Origin of the sequence: Bacillus sp. Xin1, from assembly GCF_013314535.1 — a bacterium.
Taxonomy (GTDB): Bacteria; Bacillota; Bacilli; order Bacillales; family Bacillaceae_G; genus Bacillus_A.
In genome coordinates this window covers 59334-78095 of record NZ_JABUAE010000003.1, presented here as the reverse complement: position 1 = coordinate 78095, position 18762 = coordinate 59334, and the positions used below count along the sequence as shown (strand labels likewise).

The 18762-nt window shown below is 33.6% G+C and carries 17 protein-coding genes and 1 pseudogene; 8 read left to right on the top strand and 10 right to left on the bottom strand.

The features are described 5' to 3' along the window. Positions 1-339 precede the first annotated feature (339 nt). A complete protein-coding gene (locus HRG09_RS05620) occupies positions 340-1710 on the bottom strand; it encodes an aminotransferase-like domain-containing protein (protein WP_174099764.1) in 1371 nt (456 codons plus the stop codon). A 125-nt stretch (positions 1711-1835) separates the two neighbouring features. Between HRG09_RS05620 and HRG09_RS05615 the strand changes: the two genes are divergently transcribed. Beyond that, complete coding sequence (locus HRG09_RS05615; RefSeq protein WP_174099763.1) at positions 1836-2774, top strand: DMT family transporter; 939 nt, start codon at positions 1836-1838, stop codon at positions 2772-2774. A 17-nt stretch (positions 2775-2791) separates the two neighbouring features. Next, positions 2792-4477, top strand: a complete 1686-nt coding sequence (locus tag HRG09_RS05610; protein ID WP_174099762.1) for a M3 family oligoendopeptidase — start codon at positions 2792-2794, stop codon at positions 4475-4477. Between the two features lie 403 nt (positions 4478-4880). Here HRG09_RS05610 and HRG09_RS05605 read toward each other — a convergent pair whose 3' ends face one another. From HRG09_RS05605 to HRG09_RS05575, 7 genes and pseudogenes are all read right to left on the bottom strand, one after another. Continuing rightward, positions 4881-6293, bottom strand: coding sequence for a PQQ-dependent sugar dehydrogenase (locus HRG09_RS05605; protein WP_174099761.1), 1413 nt, complete (start codon positions 6291-6293; stop codon positions 4881-4883). Positions 6294-6478: 185 nt separating this feature from the next. Further along, positions 6479-7081, bottom strand: a complete 603-nt coding sequence (locus HRG09_RS05600) for a YybS family protein (RefSeq protein WP_174099977.1) — start codon at positions 7079-7081, stop codon at positions 6479-6481. Positions 7082-7356: 275 nt separating this feature from the next. Continuing rightward, a complete protein-coding gene (locus HRG09_RS05595) occupies positions 7357-7626 on the bottom strand; it encodes a DUF1292 domain-containing protein (protein ID WP_174099760.1) in 270 nt (89 codons plus the stop codon). Between the two features lie 456 nt (positions 7627-8082). Beyond that, complete coding sequence (locus HRG09_RS05590) at positions 8083-8583, bottom strand: SRPBCC family protein (RefSeq protein WP_174099759.1); 501 nt, start codon at positions 8581-8583, stop codon at positions 8083-8085. A 162-nt stretch (positions 8584-8745) separates the two neighbouring features. Further along, a complete protein-coding gene (locus HRG09_RS05585; RefSeq protein ID WP_174099758.1) occupies positions 8746-9597 on the bottom strand; it encodes a GNAT family N-acetyltransferase in 852 nt (283 codons plus the stop codon). A 64-nt stretch (positions 9598-9661) separates the two neighbouring features. Beyond that, positions 9662-10369, bottom strand: a complete 708-nt coding sequence (gene mtnN / locus HRG09_RS05580; protein ID WP_174099757.1) for a 5'-methylthioadenosine/S-adenosylhomocysteine nucleosidase — start codon at positions 10367-10369, stop codon at positions 9662-9664. Positions 10370-10420: 51 nt separating this feature from the next. Next, positions 10421-10525, bottom strand: a pseudogene (locus tag HRG09_RS05575) (DUF3885 domain-containing protein); the annotation flags it as partial. A 281-nt stretch (positions 10526-10806) separates the two neighbouring features. Between HRG09_RS05575 and HRG09_RS05570 the strand changes: the two are divergent. Together HRG09_RS05570 and HRG09_RS05565 are read left to right on the top strand one after the other, a co-directional pair. Then, entirely contained in the window at positions 10807-11502 is a 696-nt protein-coding gene (locus tag HRG09_RS05570; protein ID WP_174099755.1) for a response regulator transcription factor, read from the top strand. Then, positions 11492-12649, top strand: coding sequence for a sensor histidine kinase (locus HRG09_RS05565; RefSeq protein ID WP_174099754.1), 1158 nt, complete (start codon positions 11492-11494; stop codon positions 12647-12649). Before HRG09_RS05570 ends, HRG09_RS05565 begins: the two co-directional genes overlap by 11 nt. A 531-nt stretch (positions 12650-13180) precedes the next feature. On the opposite strand, the gene HRG09_RS05560 is transcribed toward HRG09_RS05565, so the two are convergent. Beyond that, on the bottom strand, positions 13181-14062 hold the full coding sequence (locus HRG09_RS05560) for a LysR family transcriptional regulator (RefSeq protein WP_174099753.1): 882 nt from the start codon (positions 14060-14062) through the stop codon (positions 13181-13183). A 203-nt stretch (positions 14063-14265) separates the two neighbouring features. Between HRG09_RS05560 and HRG09_RS05555 the strand changes: the two genes are divergently transcribed. From HRG09_RS05555 to tatC, 4 genes are all read left to right on the top strand, one after another. Further along, positions 14266-15486 carry an amidohydrolase gene (locus HRG09_RS05555; RefSeq protein ID WP_174099752.1) on the top strand — a complete coding sequence of 407 codons (1221 nt, stop codon included), beginning with the start codon at positions 14266-14268 and terminating at the stop codon, positions 15484-15486. 129 nt (positions 15487-15615) lie between these two features. Beyond that, complete coding sequence (locus tag HRG09_RS05550) at positions 15616-17025, top strand: amidohydrolase family protein (protein ID WP_174099751.1); 1410 nt, start codon at positions 15616-15618, stop codon at positions 17023-17025. 185 nt (positions 17026-17210) lie between these two features. Next, positions 17211-17414 (top strand): twin-arginine translocase TatA/TatE family subunit, encoded by a 204-nt coding sequence (locus tag HRG09_RS05545; RefSeq protein ID WP_174099750.1) that lies wholly within the window; start codon positions 17211-17213, stop codon positions 17412-17414. Positions 17415-17467: 53 nt separating this feature from the next. Then, positions 17468-18214 (top strand): twin-arginine translocase subunit TatC, encoded by a 747-nt coding sequence (gene tatC, locus HRG09_RS05540; protein WP_174099749.1) that lies wholly within the window; start codon positions 17468-17470, stop codon positions 18212-18214. A 106-nt stretch (positions 18215-18320) separates the two neighbouring features. Here tatC and HRG09_RS05535 read toward each other — a convergent pair whose 3' ends face one another. Then, positions 18321-18638 carry an antibiotic biosynthesis monooxygenase family protein gene (locus HRG09_RS05535; protein WP_174099748.1) on the bottom strand — a complete coding sequence of 106 codons (318 nt, stop codon included), beginning with the start codon at positions 18636-18638 and terminating at the stop codon, positions 18321-18323. Between the last annotated feature and the right edge of the window lie 124 nt (positions 18639-18762).

Sequence of the window (18762 nt, the reverse complement as noted above, 5' to 3'; positions counted from 1 at the left end):
TTAATTTTTTAATTGAATCGATTTAGGTACATGCTCTCGCATCATATTTTTTCGTATATTTCTCTCTAGCGTAATTTCACCACAAACACCAGTGTAAAATTTAAACTCATCTTATGAATTCGAAAGAGCATGTTCCTTATTTGTAATTGAATCTTCATAAACCTTAACATTTTCTAAAGGTAGGTTATTATAATCTGTAACAACTTATTTTATCTGAACAGTAATCGCTTTACATTGTTCACTTTTTTTATTATATATCACCATTGCTAACACTCCTATTCCTACAACAATGCTATTATGTTTTTCTTCATAATAAACCTCCTACTCCTATATGAAGTGTTAATCTTTCTTAAAATGGAAATCTACACGACTTACGTGTTTCATTTCCTCGATTACTCTATGAATTCCTATCCCAATTTTCTCTTCTTTCACATTTGATACATTTAGTTTTAAAAGGTTTTCTTTATGAAAAGAAGACAAATAATTTTTATCCACAGTCTCCAAAAATATTTGATTTTTTCTTAAGTTTTTAATAAGCGCTTCCGTCATAATATTTTTATGTAAGGATAAGCACGTATGTATTCCTATATTACTTTCTGTTTTACAAAACAGATGTTGATTTTCTTTATAAGCTTCTTCTAATACCTCAGATAACGCCTTAGATCTAGTGTAATATGACAATTGGATTTTTTGTTTGTGTCGTTCAAACATCCCACTTTTTATATAAATTTCTAACGCAGCTTGGGAAATCATTGAACTATCAATATCTAATAGTTTTTTATATTTATGAAACGCTTCTGCAATAGAAGAAGGAATAAGCGCCAAACCTACACGTAATCCAGGGAAAATAATCTTTGAATAACTTTTTAGATAGATTATATGTGAAGAATCATCGTAACTATATAGTGGATCTACCTTTGGATTTTGTTCTAAATCTGCTAAATAATCATCTTCTACTATAAATACATTATATTTCTTCGCAAGAGAAATAATCTTTTCTTTTTCTTTCTTAGAATATGAAGTACCTAGTGGGTGATGGAATCTTGGAATGGTATAAAAGAATTTTATCTTTCTCGTTCGAAATATCTTTTCTAACTCAATTAAATCAATACCTTCAACAGTTCGTTTAATTCCAATTACAGGAATACGATTTGTTTCTATATATTCAATAAATAAGTGATAACTCGGTTGCTCAATAAGTATCGTTTCATTTTGATTTGGAAAGGGTATAGAAGTTAATATAGCGAGAGCTTGCTGAACTCCCGAGGTGATGAAGATGTTTTCTTCTTTTGTAAAAACTTGATAGTTTGCTAGTTGTTTTTGCACAACTGAAATTAGAGATGGTAATCCTTTAGGTGTACCGTATATAAACAAATCATTCTTATACGTATCAATTGCCTTATTAATACAATGTTGAAAATCTAAATACGGAAATACATCAGGATCTGGAGCTGAAGATGCAAAATCAATATTCTCTGCTTCACCTTCTTCATGATTCCCCATTCTTTTCACCACATAGTACCCACTTTGAGGTACGGAGTAAATAATATGACGCTTCTCTAATTCATGAAGCGCACGTATAATTGTTGCTTTGTTGCACTCATATTGTGATACAAGTGAACGTATAGACGGTAATTTCTTTCCTTCTTTTATCTCTCCTTTTTGAATCATACTTTCTAAATCATTTAATATATTTAAATATTTATACATAATTGTACCCCCATGTCTATTTTGTACCGGTACAATTTAGATTTGTTAACATTGTAGCACTGACTCAGAAAGATTACCATGTACATATACTGGCCAGTAACAAATCAACTATATGAGGTGAAATTATGAAAAATACAACTAAAGCATATACAGCAGCACTAGTATATTCTTTTATTATCGGTTTTTCATTTATGTTTGTGAAATTAGCATTAACAGTTACAACTCCGCTTGCTACACTTGCTCATCGTTTTACTGTAGCTTTCTTAATAGCAACTATCCCAATCATTTTCGGGTTTGTAAAATTAAATATTTCATTTAAAAATATACTTACACTTTTGCCATTAGCAATATTTTACCCTGCACTATTTTTTGCTTTCCAGGCATTTGGTTTAGTGTATACAAGCTCATCTGAAGCCGGAATTATCCAAGCTACCATACCTATATTTACAATGATTTTAGCTTCTTATTTTTTAAAAGAGCATTCAAATGCATGGCAAAAAATATCTGTACTCATTTCTGTCATTGGTGTCATTTATATATTTGTAATGAATGGCATAGAAACTCATGAAACTAGCTTTATTGGAATTATCCTTATTCTGTTATCAGCATTATCCTCTGCTTGCTACAATGTATTAGCTAGGAAAATGACAAAAAAATTCAAGCTGCATGACTTAACGTATATAATGACAGCCATTGGATTTCTTAGCTTCAATTTAATCGCCATCATTAATCATATAAATAAAAGTACAGTAAATGAATACTTTATACCATTTACAAACGGAACATTCCTTATATCTATTTTATATTTAGGATTATTCTCTTCCTTACTAACAGCATTTCTACTTAATTATTCATTGTCTTATATAGAAGCAGCTAAGATGAGTGTCTTTAGTAATCTATCTACACTTATCACGATTATTGCAGGTGTATTATTTTTACACGAACAAATCGCACACTATCATATCTTTGGAGCTATGATGATTATCTTTGGTATAGTAGGCACCAATTTCTTGGGTAAAAAAGGAATTCATACGAAAGAAAAGAATACCTCTATTAGTAAATAATAAGTGAGGGATATTTCATGCAGCAGACAATACCTATCAATATTAGTAATATAGATGAATTAATAAAAAAATTGGATGTACTATTAAACGAATCCATATCATCTAGTCAAGAACTTGAGATTTGGTTAGTAAAACAATCACAAACTTTAAATTCTATTAATGAACAACTTACGAAACATTATATCGCCTTTCAACGAAATACGAATGATGCAGAGGCAAAAAACACTTTTGACTTTAATCAAAAACATGTGCAGCCTATATTAAAACGTTATAAAAGTCTATTAGACCAAAAATATTATGAATCACCCTACCACTCACAGTTAAATCCTTCTCAGTTTGGATTCTTAGATAAAAAAATTAAAAATACTAGAGAACTCTTTAATGAAGAAAATATTAGTTTAGAAATTACTGAGGATGAGTTAATAACAAGATATTTTGAAATCACTGGTAACCTCACTTCTATGTGGAATGGTGAAGAAGTAAATCTATCTGAATTAAATGTCTATCTACAGAATCCAGATCGAAGCGTTCGTCAAAAAGCAATGACTGCTATCTCTGAAAAATTTCTATCCGTAGAAAATGAGATTCAGGAAATCTTAAATCAGTTAATTATTCTTCGGTCAAAAAAAGCTAGAAATGTTGGTTTAACGAATTATCGTGACTATATGTTTAAAAAATATGAGCGTTTTGATTACACTGCTGAGCAATGTAATCAATTGGCTGAATCTATTCGTAAATACGTTGTGCCGCTTCAAGAAAAAATTCATAAAGAATTACAGAAAAAGCTTCAGATAGATACATTACGTCCGTGGGATATACAGGCTTTACCTGCAGATCATAAACTGTTACAACCTGTAGAAAATGAAATTGAATTAATAGAGAAAAGTAAAACGCTTTTTACTAAGCTTGATTCAAGCTTTTCAACTCTTCTAGAAAAGATGCATAACCATCTAGATTTAGAAAGCAGAAAAGGAAAAGCGCCAGGCGGATTTTGTGAGTATTTACCCCTATCTAAGTTATCATTTATTTTTATGAATTTAACAAAAACACAAGATGATGTTATTGTTTTCTTACATGAGATGGGTCACTGTATTCATCATGATTTAATGAAAGATATTTTAATACACCAATATCAACATTTACCGATGGAGACTGCTGAATTAGCAAGCATGACAATGGAGCTTTTCACAATGGAGCATTGGAACATTTTCTATACAAACAAAGAAGATTTAAAACAAGCTATGAAAGAGCAATTAACACAGATTGTAGAGTATTTACCAAATACACTTATCATTGATCAATTTCAACACTGGTTGTATGAGAACCCAAACCATACTGTCGAAGAACGAAATGCTAAGTTTCTAGAACTTTCTTCCCTATATAACTCAAGTGTAGTAAATACAGATGGATATGAAAGTTGGAAAGTTGCACAATGGTTATCTGTTCTTCATATTTTCGAAGTACCCTTCTATTATATTGAATACGCAATTGCACAAATTGGCGCTTTACAAATGTATAAGCTCTATAAAGAAAACCCTCACCAAGCATTGCAAAACTATAAAAAAGCTTTATCTTTAGGTAGTTCTAAATCTGTAAAAGAAGTATATAAAGCAGCTGGAATTCAATTTGATTTTTCTAGTGAAATAATAAAAGAAGTAATGAGTTTTGTAGAAGAAGAATTACAGTTACTAGAAAACATATAAATAATTAAAAATAGGTTGCACTGCATTACTTTATTTTTAACCCTAATTTTAAAATTAGGGTTAAGTTTATCATTGTAAGTTTACATAACTAAATTATAGTAATCTCTAATGGTTTTTTTGTGAAAAATAAAAAATTAGCGTCAAATAATGGGTTCAGAAAATCCAGGAACAAAAAAGAGTGTTTTTCTTTAAAACACTCTTTCAAAGAGATTTACCAATCTCGACAATTATCACAATCTCGAAAATGTTTGCAATGACAATTACATCTCATAAATATGATTATCTCCTCTTAACAATAGAATTCATCATATTCTATGTTTAGAAACAAAAACAGCTTGTTTACTAGTCTAGTTTCTGCATTCTATAATAATATATATCTAATCTTCAAGTTTTTAATTATAAATTACGGAACAATTTCAAAAACAGTACCTTGGTTAAAATCAGTCACTTTCATAGAGCCATAAACCCCTAAATATAGTCTGGTTTGATCTAGATTCGACCCCAAATTAACATAATAAGCTGGTTGAGACCCGAAATTATAATCGGTTTCAATAACACTAAAATCATTTGGCTTACAATCTGTCCTTACCCTCGTATAAGCTAAGACCCCTCTAACCGGAGGGCGAGATTCTTCATACCGGGCAAGATCGGTAAATACAACGCTTCCCGTTAAATTTGGGATTCCATTCCCCATATATGGCTGGACTCCTGTAAGTGCAATTCCTCCAAACTTATCGGGACGGGGATCTTTATGAAAATAACTAGTTAAAGGCTGAAGACGCCTCACTGAAGTTATTATTGCTTCATTGTAATAAGCAATTGTTTTCTCATCCAAAGTCGGACTTGTAGAGCAGCCCCTTATAACTGAAGTAGGAAAAGCACCTTCCCACCCTCGCCAGCCAAAGTTTATAAATCCTTCTTGGTCAGGTTTAGAGTTCATTAATGAAGCTTGAATAAGCTGTGTAACCGGTATTGGTTTATAATGAATGAATGAAAAAATCGACTCTACCAAATCCTGTCCGACATTTCCCGCATATTTGATATACTGATTATAAAGCTTTTGAAATGAAATGCCTGATATATTACGAACCCCTTTTGCAATTACTGTAAGCGTTTCTTGGATAGGTGCGGGAAGTTCATTAAAACGTGTGACTACGGGTGGATTATAGATAAATGTATTCTTAACATCAATTTCAATTATTTTACCAGCCATCTCCATGTCTTCCTGACTTAAATTAAATGGATCATAGCCTGAACCACCATCTCCGGTTGTTAAAATAAGTTTTCCGGTTTCAGGTGAAAAGTTTAAGCTATTGACACCATTATGATTATAAAATGGTCTTCTTAGGTTAAGTAATGTTCGTCGTTTTTGAGGTTGACCATTCGATTGTAAAATCCATTCTTCAACTGTATCAATATGATCATATTGAGTTTCTCTATTTATCCATCTTAGGTTTAAAGTTCTAGGATCACATGGGTTAGGCTTAAAAGATTCAGAAAGAGCACCTGGACCTTGTGTTCCAGCTACTGAATAATGAAGATAAAACAGACCGTTATTATAAAATTCTGGATGAAATGCTAGCCCTAGCAATCCCCGTTCATCATATCCACTACCAGAATCACCTAGTTTTATGATTCGCGAACGAATATCTAAAAAAGTCCTTATAACCCCGTTTCCTATGTAAAAGATCTCTCCTACCTGGGTTGCAATAAATAATCTTTCAATTGAGTCGCCCGGAAGTATAGCTGTTTTCAAAACAGTGGGTAAATTTATCTTACTTACAATGGGTCGTAAACTAACCTTAACTTTTATCAACTAACTTTACACTCCTTCTAATTGTTTTCTTTTATAAGAATATGATTAGAATTGTGCTTTTAGTATCAAATTAAGGCCGGGAGATTAGGTGAATTTCCTTTTAATATTGGTACATTTTTGGTAGGTTCTATGTGGATATTAAGATGGATATATGGAAATTTCAAACTGTTTATATTACTCAACTGTTAAGGAAATATCTGATACAATCTATTCATGAGTAGTCTACAAAACTCCGCGAAGATCCAGCAGTATAGAAAACTAAATATAAATGCTATTGCGATAACTTTTAAGTCCACAGTTGTATCAACAGTAGGGCCTAGCACTGGAAAACGGAATACATACAGAATCATCATAATACCTGTAAGTAGACATATTGATGAAAAGGAAACAATCATAATTCTACTCTTCAATTGTAAAAAAGCCACCCCCATCACTATACCTAATAAACCTGTTGTAAAGGGAAAGATAATTAGTTCACTCGGCTGAATAATAAATAAAAGGAAAATCGTAAGGGTAAAAGAAAGGATTCCCTGGCGGATATAAAAACAAGTAGCTAAAAAAATTGGTACTGTCGCTAGAGAACTAATTAGAAAGCCTATACCAGGCATAAAGCCTCCCGCTGATTGAAGCATAGTAGCAATTGTACTCAATAAAGCTGTAATAACTAACTTGGTTGCAAGTGCCTTCTTTCTGACATGAACATAGTTTGCACCTGTCTCTATCATCGATTGATACCAATAACGAACAAACCAATTGATGAAAACACCCCCCAAAAATATCCAATTCATCATTTTCTATATTATTCATTCTCTTGCGCTTTATGCGGTATTGCCTGTTAGTAATCAATTGGAATGAGGACTGCGCTTCCATAAATATCCAAAAACAGAGACTTATTCCAGGTAGATGATGTATCGTACTGATACAATAAAAAGAATTATGACCAAGACACTTCGCTTATTGCTTTGGCTAACTAGTGGTTTTTTAGCATATTAAGAATCTTGCCGTGCCCCTTTATACAAAAACAGAGGGCAGATATGCATCCCCCTCTTGTGTCCAACCAATATTATTTTTGCTCTTCCATAATTTTCTCAAACGCAGCAGATACTTTTTCGAATTCCTCGTCACTCTCAATGTATGAGAATTCACTATCTTCTTCTACTTTTAAAAAGAAAATATCTATGTCTTCCTCTGTTTCCGTTTGAATGTCTTCTACAAAGCCAACGGCAATGTATTCTGCTCCTTCAACATTCATCGTTCCGAGCACTTCAACTTCCTGCTCCTCATTACTCTCATCGCTAAGAATAAAAATTTCGCCTACTTCAATTTCCGACATATTCATTCTCCTCCTGTTATACTCTAAAAAATAGAACGTTCAAATCGCATACTTACTAGTATATATTTCCATAAAAAATCAAATTAATGCACAAAGAACAACAATTTCTTACTGCTTCAGCGTAAGAACACAACTAAAAGGATATGGAATACATCAACTCTTTTCTAACTTAGACAAACCTGATTGGAATTCTTTAAAAATCAAACAGGTGTATATTTACACTTTGAAGATCATCTTCATTACTTTATCTAATCGTGTTACAAACGAAAAGCTATTAATCTGGGCTTATCCTATGTGATATTGACAAGATTTCGTTTTATTCGATTATCGACATAGTTGTTGAACAGGGCCATTTTTTAGTTTGTCTTCTGTAAATTCCTTATTCAATATAAAACCTTCTAATGTTTTTTCTTAATAAATATATTTTTAACCTATAATTATTACACAATAATATAATTAATTTACATCTTTATTTCCTATTTTATTAACTACTACTAACTTATATCTTTCATACCATTTTTCCCACTCATCTTTCGGAAACTCCATATTACGTCCATCTAATACAGAAGAAAACATTTCTAAACATATATGCCATCCAGATAAGTCCTTTGGCGTGTGATCATTTATTTCATGAATGAACTCCTTTAAAATCAATATACAACCATCGTGATTTTTATGTACTTCAAATCGAACTCGGTCTTCTCCCCAAATAAATTCTAATACGGAATTCATTTGGCATTCCAAAATATTGATATCAATAAATTCCCCAGAACCATCCATCATATCAAACTTTATTATACCTCCCTTCCGCAAATTCTCTATGTGAAGATTTGGCATCCATCTTGCTAGTTTCTCATTCTCTGTTAATACAGCCCAAATTTCTTCTACTGAATAATGTAAAGGACGATTAAATTGAGCTACATACTCGTTATCTATTTTCTCTAGTAGAGCTAACATTGTCACACCTCCATTTAAATAAAAACATACGTTCGCTTAACTTTAATATCACACAAAACACATGAAAAAGCAAATGCAAACTTATGATGTCTATAAAAATATAAATCCTTCAGTTTCGTTTAAAGTATGAAGCTGAAGGACTTTTCTATTTTTCTCTAAATGTTATAATGTATAATACATTTCATACTGAGCCAATGGACTTTTTTCGAATCCACACTTTTTTACAAACCCTTCAAGTAAACTATTATTTGGGAATCCTATAGAAAGACTGGAAAGCTGTAATTCTTTACTTACAGTTTGTAATAGATTTGTAGCTATTCCAATTCCTCTATATTTTTTATCTACAAATAAGAAACTGATTTTACCATTGTCACTCACACATATACATCCTTTTAAGTCGTCGTTAATATATGCTCCATAATACGTATTATTTTCAGTTTTCTCCATATAATCGATATCATTTTGCCAATTTATATGGAAGTTTAACCATTTTTGTATTCCATTTTGAAATTCGCTAAACTTAATTTGCTTTATTTCTACATTTTGTAGAGTCTGACTTGGCAAATTAGAAAGATCCTTCAAATTATAGTAAGACAGATTATATACTTTTTCATAGCCTAACTTCTTATAAAATTGAATCGCTCTATCATTACCGACAATGACTTCAAGAAAAAGCTGCTGACATTCATTTTTTATCGCTTCTTCTTTATGAAGTTCAAATAATGTATGACTAACACCAGTTCCACGAAAGTCCGGATGAACCGCTAATGTTCCACATCGCATTGTTTTTATACTTTCATAGTCTTTGATTCCACCAAGTATAACTCCAATTGGCCTTTTTTCATCTAGTGCTAGATGAGAATGTTCAAGTTTATTTCCTTCCGGACCAAAAAACCTTTTTATAAAGTCTTCTTTCGAAACCTCCATCTTTATAATGTAATCAGAAAAACCATCTCGAAAAGCTTCGTATACGAAATCTATATTTACTTCGCTACATTTTTTATAATGAATCATAGTAATACTTGCATCTACCTTTCCTATTAATTTGAAATAAATGGACACTTAATAAAACATTGATTTATTGATGGGCTGTCGTTACTTCATATACACGTAAAAACGCAAGCAAATATTCACATGCTCTCTCACAAGCGAACATTTTAAAAACCTTTTGTTCTTCTACTGTTCTATCATTCGCTTGATCTGAGGCTGCTTTTAAACAAAGAAAAGGCTTTTTATTCACATGACATACGTATGCAAAAGCTGCTACTTCTTGATCGACAGCTATTGCACCATATACAGTATGTAATAAGTATCTCATTTCCGTACTACGAATACGCTGATCTCCGGATATGAAGGTCCCGAAGTGTACTGGATCATAAGAACGCACTTTTTTTATTTGTCTTACGAGATACTTCGTTGTTTCAATAGGAGCTGTTCTACCAGTATATAAGTCGAAAGTATCTGATCCTGTTCCCGCAGCAGTTACATCATGCTGTAGAGTATTAAGTGCAACAACAATATGACCATTTTTTACTTTTTCGGATAAACTTCCACAAATACCTGTCATAAATAACTGTTCAGGTTTAAATTCACTTATTAGTAACTGTACGCAACTAGCACAGTTTACTTTTCCAACGCCCGTAATTACAGATATTACTTCTAACTCATCTATAGAATGAAAATGAAATTCCCAAGCTGCTCGTTTTTCTACACGATGACTTGGATAATGTTGATGCAGATATATAAGTTCTGGCTCCCATGCTGATACAATTGCAATACGCTTCATTACACTTTTCACTTCCTCCTATTTTCATTTGAATCATTCATCAATACTTCCTCATTCATAACATGGAATCCACTCTCTGTATTTTATATATAAATCTCGTATCATTTCTTTATTCTTCGCAATCACCTCACATCCTCTATCATCGTAAATAAACATGTGGTTGTATTCTAATAAAAATATTTTTATATCTTTTTCCCAATCTCCACTCGGCTTAAACGCAGTTTATTTTTTATGTAACACGTTACTCTCTCCTAACAAAATTTATATTCCGCTTATCATAAGAAATAAAGCATCCTCTTATTTTTATTCGTGCTGTATTTTTTAAACCCTTTTAATACGTTACATGAAATTTTGCATATAGTCTTAACTCCCAAACAGCTAAATGTTTGTTATTATATTAATGATGATGAAATGTAGAGAGAGGAATTAAATTTACGATGGAAAGAAATATTTTAATTATTGATGATGATAAAGAGATTGTAGAATTACTTGCCGTTTATTTACGAAATGAAGGTTTCAACATTTATAAAGCCTATGATGGTGAGGAAGCGTTACATATGCTCTCACTTCATCAAATTGATCTTATGATTTTAGATATCATGATGCCAAAGCGTAACGGATTAGAAGTATGTCAGCAAGTTAGAGAAGAAAATACGGTACCCATTCTTATGCTAAGCGCAAAAGCCGAAGATATGGATAAAATCCTCGGTCTGATGACAGGTGCTGATGATTATATGATTAAACCTTTTAATCCATTAGAATTAATCGCTAGAGTCAAAGCATTATTGCGTAGATCCTCCTTCCAGTATGCTGCGACACAAATAAAAGAAGATGGGATTATTCGGATTCGTTCTGTGGAAATACATAAGCATAATCATACTGTGAAAATGAATGGTGAGTATATTAAACTTACATCTATTGAATTTGATATCTTATATTTACTTGCTAGTAATACGGGTAGAGTATTTAGTTCAGAAGAAATATTTGAACGTGTTTGGAATGAAGATGGTTATGGTTCTAATAAAACTGTAATGGTTCATATTAGCAACTTAAGAGATAAGCTTGAAACAAGAACAAATGGTGAAAAACTCATTCATACTGTTTGGGGAGTGGGTTATAAAATTGAAAAATGAAACGGTTGATATATTGAAGGTCATCCCAAAATGGAAAATTGCATTTTGGCTTTTAGTTTCTATTTTACTTACACCAATTACCGAGTTTGTCATATCCCGTCTTGTTACAAGTGTAATTGATAGTTCCCTTACATTAACAGCATTAAGTGGAGAATTTGTCAGGATTGTCGGATATGAAAAGTATAGGGGATTAAAAGAGTCTCTTTGGACAATGATGGGATCCTATCTGTTTTTATTCTCCATTTTTTCATTCTATGTTTATATTTTTTATCGTCACGAAAAAAAACTATATTATGAAGTGTGTATAAAGCAAATGATTGAAGAAATTCGTTATATTGCAGATGGTAATTTTAATCATAAAGTGTCTATTTTACAACATGATTATTTAGAAGATTTAGCAACTGGTGTCAATCGTATTGTAGAGCAGTTAAAAGTTTCTATTGAAGAAGAACGGCAAACTGAGCAAGCAAAAAGTGAACTCATCACAAATGTATCGCACGACTTACGAACACCATTAACATCCATAGTTGGCTATGTTAATCTTATTCATCATGATAATTACAGAGATGAAGTAGAATTACGCCATTATATTCAAGTTATTTATGACAAAGTAACTAGGTTAAACATGCTTATGAATGATTTGTTTGAATATACCCGTGTTCAAAATAAAGATTTACAACTAAATACTGTACCTATTGATATAATTGAATTGCTTGGTCAACTATCGGTTCAATTCCGTATACAATTTCAAGAAGCAAATATTGAATGTAGACCTTCATTTCCTTCAGAAAAACTAATGGTACTCGCTGATGGAGATAAATTAGTACGGGTATTTGAAAACTTAATTATGAATGCGATGACGTATGGTAATGATGGGAAATTCATTGATGTAACAGCGTATCAAGACGGTAAAATGATTGCAATTGATATTACCAATTACGGACAGCCTATCCCAAGTACAGATTTACCACATATTTTTGAACGTTTCTATCGCGTTGAAAAATCCCGTTCTACATATACCGGAGGATCAGGCCTTGGTTTGGCCATCGCCAAAAGTATTGTGGAGATTCATAATGGAACCATTGAAGTATATAGCAATGATGAAAAAACAATATTTACTGTAAAGCTTCTTCCATATAAACAATAAAAATATTTCGTCTCAATATTTAAATACATTATCCATCAAAACAAGAAAAGTATTTTATTTTTAATACAACAAAATAATGATACTATCTCAAAAGAATCATTTCATTTCGAGATAGTATCATGCTAACTGGCATTTTAATACTCTGAGTCATCTAATATATTTCGTTTCACGATTTCAAGGAAATGCTCTTTATTTTCCCTCTCTATCATCACCTCAAAATTTGTCAATTCATCTAAAACTAACACATTGTATCTTCGAAAAACAGTTTATAGAATACTAGACGGATTGTTTCTCCACCACTTAAATTACGGATATTCTTTCTTAACTCCTCTCCCCTGACAGCTTTTAAAGAAATGAGAATCCCTTCTCCTTTTTGTAAAGTATAGATATGTATAGTTATTTCCTCTGAAGCATTATTTACTGTAACCAGAATGGTATTACCTAATGGGAATTCAAAACTTTCTTTATTGAGAAGCCACTGCGTCAGCGACAATCACGGCTATGTACACTTTTTTCAACCTTACATATGTGTCAATTTTTCAATATGAACTTATATAAATTAACAAAGTTTTGAGCGATACTTGATAATTCATGATGCTTCAACCAAATTAACCCTGTAGAGGCAGTCAAATCTGTATCAGCAATTTTAAAAGCTTGTATAGGATAATCTTTATATCGCTGAATTACGGTTTCTGGAACGATGGAGGCTCCAAAGTCAGACGCAACTAAATCTAATAGAACAGATATATCAGAACATTCAGCAATGACATTCGGGCATAACTCATATTTAGAAAATAAATCCAAAATCATATTGTATACCCCTAACCCCTCTGTACTAGGCAAGATTAATGGAGATTTTTTCATTTCCTCCAAAGTAATCTTATGATTAGCTAATTGCTGTTTTTTTGAAGTAATAAAATAGAACGGTTCTGTATGAAGATGGATAACAGAAAAGTCATCCAACATCAGCGGCAAGCGAATGATTGCTAACTCTACTACTCTATCTCTCACTAGCTGACAAAGCTGAGCTGATTCATTTTGTTGAATTTTATACGTAACCCTAGGGTATCTTTCATGAAATTGTTGCATCAATTGAGGTAACCCGACTACTGATAAAGTATTGACACCAAGTGTCAGCCTTCCTGTTATCCCATCCCCTACTCCTTTTACTTCCATTTTTGCTTCTTCTAATAATTGCGTCATTTGTAATGCATATTTATATAAAGCTTGACCTGCTTGCGTTAGTTCTAAAAATTTCCCTGATCTCTCAACCAATTTTGTTCCTAGCTCTTGTTCCATCGCTTTCAAATGTTGACTGAGCGGAGGTTGTGAAATATGAAGCCTATGAGCAGCAGCCGAGATTTGTCTTTCCTCTACAATCGCAATAAAATAACGCAGTTGTCTTATATCCATAAATAGAAAACACTCCCCTTTTATATATGAAAAACTTAAGTAAAATTAATTTTTTTTATATTTTCCATATATTCTTCTTTAGTTTATCATAATCTTATGAATCTTTTTTGCATTTCCCTTGTAATATTCCCTGACTTATTGAAATTTCACAAGGAGAAAAAAGAGCATTCTGATTATTTATAAAAGAAAGGACGGGATACTCTATGGGCTCCGCTTTTTGGTTAATAAATGCCAAATTAGAAAACGGTCATCACGTTGAAAATGATACCGTTATAAAAACAAAAACAGGCTCTTACCACCTTCTTATTGACAATGAAAAAATCACAAAAATTGTTACGACTGATGAACCTTTTCAAGATCGTCTACCGAAAGTAGATGTGAAGCAGCTATTAATACTTCCATCGTTTATTGAAAAGCATTGTCATTTGGATAAAACGATAGTGGGTGATCGTTGGAAAGCAGTAACACCTGTAAACAGTATTTTTGAACGACTCGAAATGGAAAAAGAAGTTCTTCCCTCTTTATCTACTACTACTCAGGAGCGGGCGGAACATCTACTGGAGACTTTCTTAAAAGCTGGATCTACCCATATTCGTACGCATGTAGATATTTATCCAGAAATCGGTTTGCGAAATTTAGAGGCTATTCAGAAGGTATTACAAACATTTGAGGGCAAGTTATCTTATGAAATTGTTGCTTTTCCGCAGCACGGTTTATTGCGCACTCGATCAGGGAATCTAGTAAGAGAAGCAATTCGCCAAGGTGCCTCTCTTGTTGGTGGTGTTGATCCGGCGACTGTTGATGGGAATATCGAAGCATCATTACAAGAGATGATCGAGATTGCTGTGGAAGAAGATGCCGGTATCGATTTACACTTACACGATACCGATCATCTTGGTATTTTTACGATGAAAAGGCTAGCTGCCCTTACAAAAGAAGCCGGTCTGCAAGGAAAGGTCGCCATTAGCCACGCGTTTGGCCTAGGAGATATTCCATTCAATCAAGTAAGTGAAATGGCAGAATTATTGATTGATGCAGGAATTTCAATTATTACAAGTGTTCCAATTGACAGAAGTTTTCCACCTGTTGGGCTATTACATAACAAAGGAGTGGACGTCGCCGTCGGATGTGACAACATTTTTGATGTTTGGTCGCCATTTGGCAACGGTGACATTCTCGAACGTGCCAGCCGTTTAGCAGAAATTTCAAAGTGGGTAGATGAACGGTCCTTGGCACAAACTCTCGGATTTATTACGGGAGGCAAGACGCCTCTCAATCATGAAGGGAAACAAGTTTGGCCGCAAGTCGGAGACGATGCAAATATCGTGTTTGTCAAAGCATCCTGCTCCGCTGAAGCCATTGCAAGAAGAGCAGAACGAGCAGCCACTATGTTTAAAGGAAAAATCGTTTCCGGATCGCTTTAATCTAGTAAATGAAGAAGCAAGATCTTAATCATTTTTAAATAAAGATAAAAGGTAAGTAAAATACAGATATCGTGTTAAAAATTGCATGCTTTAAGTTCCATGCAAAGCTTATAAGAGGAGGATATTCCAATGGATCAAGAAAACAAAGGTTTTTCTCGTAGAAAGTTTTTAGGTAACGCATGCAAAATTGGAGGGGCTACAGCAATTCTCGGCGTTACGGACGCGATGGGATTATTTGTCCCTGGAACTGTAAGCGCGGACGAAAAAGAAAAGAAAGATGACCACAACATCAAAAAACCTGGAAAAAATAGTTCCTATATGCTGTGGAATGTGCGATTAGAAAGCGGATATAGATATGAAAATGGCCAGATTGTCGCAACGGACACTGTACTTCGCAATCTTCAAATCGATAAAGGTATTATTACAAAAATATCAGATACAAAAGTTCCTTATAAAAAAAATATCGATCGCTATGATGCAAAAGGCATGCTGCTGCTTCCTTCCTTTAAAGATATGCATATTCATTTGGATAAAACCTTTTATGGTGGTCCTTGGAGAGCTGCAACGCAAAGAAAAAACATTTTTGACATGATTGAAGTTGAACAAACGCTGTTACTTGAGTTGCTGCCGACTGCCCAAGAACGTGCGGAAAAATTAATTGAATTGATTCTTAGCTACGGTTCAACATATGCCAGAAGTCACTGCAACATTGATCCCGTCGTCGGCCTTAAAAATCTTGAGAGTTTAAAGCGCGCTTTAGCCAACTATTCAGATAAATTATCACACGAAATTGTCGCTTTTCCCCAACACGGCTTACTTCGTTCCAATGCAGAGGGACTACTACGGGAAGCTATGAAGCTCGGAGCGACACATGTTGGCGGGCTAGATCCAACTGTGGTTGATGCAGATATGGAAAAATCGCTGCAAACTATGGTGCAAATTGCAGTGGACTATAACGCAGGCATTGATATCCATCTTCATGAAGGCGGCGAAACTGGCTTGAAAGCAATTCGTCGATTGGCAGATTTGACTGAAGAGGCTGGTCTCCAGGGCAAAGTGACAATCAGCCACGCCTTCTCTCTCGCCTCGCTGACAGCCGGCGCCGACATCGAAATGGCAAATCGCCTTGCTTCACTGGGCATCTCGATTGCGTCAACTGTTCCAATTGGCAAATATGCGATGCCGATTCCGCTTCTTCAAAAGCAAAAGGTGAATGTCATGCTTGGCAATGACAGTATAATGGATCACTGGTCCCCGCTCGGGATTGGTGACACGCTGGAAAAAGCTCATCTTGCTGCAGAGCTGTATGGATGGTCTTACGAATACAATTTGTCCCGCGCACTTTCTCTTGCTACCGGCGGCATTACACCATTAGATGAATCCGGTAAGCAAGTTTGGCCAAAAGTTGGCGATGCTGCTACCGCCGTACTCGTTCCAGCAAGCTGTTCAGCCGAAGCGGTAGCCCGGCTGCCAAAGCGCGCTTCTGTGCTACATAAAGGTACTCTGTCTGCCGGTTCTCTTGATAAAGCAAAAAACTAATCACTGCGAATACGAATAAAATTGATAAAATTTTGTTTGGTATGCAACTAAGTAAATGCAAATGAATGGAAGGCAGAAAAACCACACAATAATTTCCACCTAAAGATGTTTTTTTCCGAAATGTTTCCTAGCATTGCTATAAGCATGTAAAAGGAATTATAAAACTCAATACTAAGGAGGATCTTATGCTTCAGAATATTGGAATCCCAGGATTAATACTCGTTTTAATGCTCGCCCTGATTATTTTTGGCCCTTCTAAGTTACCTGAACTAGGAAGAGCATTCGGATCAACATTAAGAGAATTTAAAAAATCTACTAGAGATCTTATCGCAGATGACACAAATGAGTTACAAAAAAATCTTAATAAGAAAGAAAAACTAGACAAATAGATGAATAGGAGATGTAGAATATGTCTTACATCTCCTATTTCATGGGGTGATTAATGTTGGAAGATAAAAATATGAAAATCGTTCAGCACCTTGAAGAGTTACGTAAACGTATTATTATCACTTTAGTTGCTTTTTTGCTGTTTTTTATACTGACATTTATATTTGTACAAGATATTTACTATGTGCTGGTCAAAGATTTACCATTTAAGCTTGCGCTGTTAGGACCGAGTGATATCTTACTCGTTTATTTAACAATTGCTGCAATCGCTGCCGGCACTGTTACTATACCAGTTGCTGCGCATCAAGCTTGGTTGTTTGTACGTCCAGCGTTAACACCAAAAGAACAAAAGGTTACAATCACTTATATTCCAGCACTATTGATTCTCTTCCTATTGGGAATTAGTTTTGGTTATTATATTTTACTTCCTCTTGTATTACATTTTTTAATGTCACTGTCAAACGATATGTTTACTACTTTCTTTACAGCGGAGAAATATTTCCAATTTTTTCTTCATATGACATTACCCTTTGGATTTCTATTTGAATTACCCGTTGTTATTATGTTTTTAACAAGTTTGGGAATTATCAATCCATACCTTCTGCAAAAAATTAGGAAATACGCTTATTTTCTATTAATAGTCATTGCAGTTTTAATTACACCGCCGGATTTTCTATCAGATTTCCTTGTGGCTATACCGTTACTACTCTTATATGAGGGAAGCGTCAGCTTATCTAAATTTGTATACAAACGGCAGCTAAGTGCTAAAGAAAGAAACAAAAAAGCATACGAATATGTTTAATTTTTCAACTTGATGAAGCCCATGGAGTTTTTCCGTGGGCTTTTATGTCCAGTATATCGACTTTTCACTATCAAGGTGAAAAATAAAAATCTAGAATATAAGTAGTTTACATATTTTCAATGTTTTCCACTAACGTATAATACCCACCTTCTACTCCTTCAATTAGGTGCTTAATCTTGTTTAAATGTTCGGAGAAGTCATTTTTCTCTAACCAATTTTTATGATATTCAATACTCTCAAAAGTAGTCATCATAATTGCCTTATTATTATCAATAGAACGATGCCAACGACTACTAATCCAACCAGGAATACCTTTCCTCTTAAAGTTAAGTAATTCTTCAGCTTGGATAGCAACTAATTCATCTAGTTTACCTGGTTTGGCAGTAAATACATTAATCCACACTATTACTTTATTAGATTCCATCTACATCCCCCCTTGAAGTTAAAAATTACCTTTTCTACATGAAATATCATGTATATCCGGAAAATTGATACTGAAATCTAGGTTGTTCATAAATGTCCCTCCTGTACTTTTAGATTAGTTTTAC

Coding starts and splice junctions, on each gene's coding strand:
- HRG09_RS05585 (WP_174099758.1), bottom strand. CDS start 9,597: ATGATTCATTATAAAAAATGTAGCGAAGTAAATATAGATTTCGTATAC.
- HRG09_RS05620 (WP_174099764.1), bottom strand. CDS start 1,710: ATGTATAAATATTTAAATATATTAAATGATTTAGAAAGTATGATTCAA.
- mtnN (WP_174099757.1), bottom strand. CDS start 10,369: ATGAAGCGTATTGCAATTGTATCAGCATGGGAGCCAGAACTTATATAT.
- HRG09_RS05545 (WP_174099750.1), top strand. CDS start 17,211: ATGCTTCAGAATATTGGAATCCCAGGATTAATACTCGTTTTAATGCTC.
- HRG09_RS05615 (WP_174099763.1), top strand. CDS start 1,836: ATGAAAAATACAACTAAAGCATATACAGCAGCACTAGTATATTCTTTT.
- HRG09_RS05555 (WP_174099752.1), top strand. CDS start 14,266: ATGGGCTCCGCTTTTTGGTTAATAAATGCCAAATTAGAAAACGGTCAT.
- HRG09_RS05595 (WP_174099760.1), bottom strand. CDS start 7,626: ATGTCGGAAATTGAAGTAGGCGAAATTTTTATTCTTAGCGATGAGAGT.
- HRG09_RS05560 (WP_174099753.1), bottom strand. CDS start 14,062: ATGGATATAAGACAACTGCGTTATTTTATTGCGATTGTAGAGGAAAGA.
- tatC (WP_174099749.1), top strand. CDS start 17,468: ATGTTGGAAGATAAAAATATGAAAATCGTTCAGCACCTTGAAGAGTTA.
- HRG09_RS05600 (WP_174099977.1), bottom strand. CDS start 7,081: ATGAATTGGATATTTTTGGGGGGTGTTTTCATCAATTGGTTTGTTCGT.
- HRG09_RS05590 (WP_174099759.1), bottom strand. CDS start 8,583: ATGTTAGCTCTACTAGAGAAAATAGATAACGAGTATGTAGCTCAATTT.
- HRG09_RS05535 (WP_174099748.1), bottom strand. CDS start 18,638: ATGGAATCTAATAAAGTAATAGTGTGGATTAATGTATTTACTGCCAAA.
- HRG09_RS05550 (WP_174099751.1), top strand. CDS start 15,616: ATGGATCAAGAAAACAAAGGTTTTTCTCGTAGAAAGTTTTTAGGTAAC.
- HRG09_RS05610 (WP_174099762.1), top strand. CDS start 2,792: ATGCAGCAGACAATACCTATCAATATTAGTAATATAGATGAATTAATA.
- HRG09_RS05570 (WP_174099755.1), top strand. CDS start 10,807: ATGGAAAGAAATATTTTAATTATTGATGATGATAAAGAGATTGTAGAA.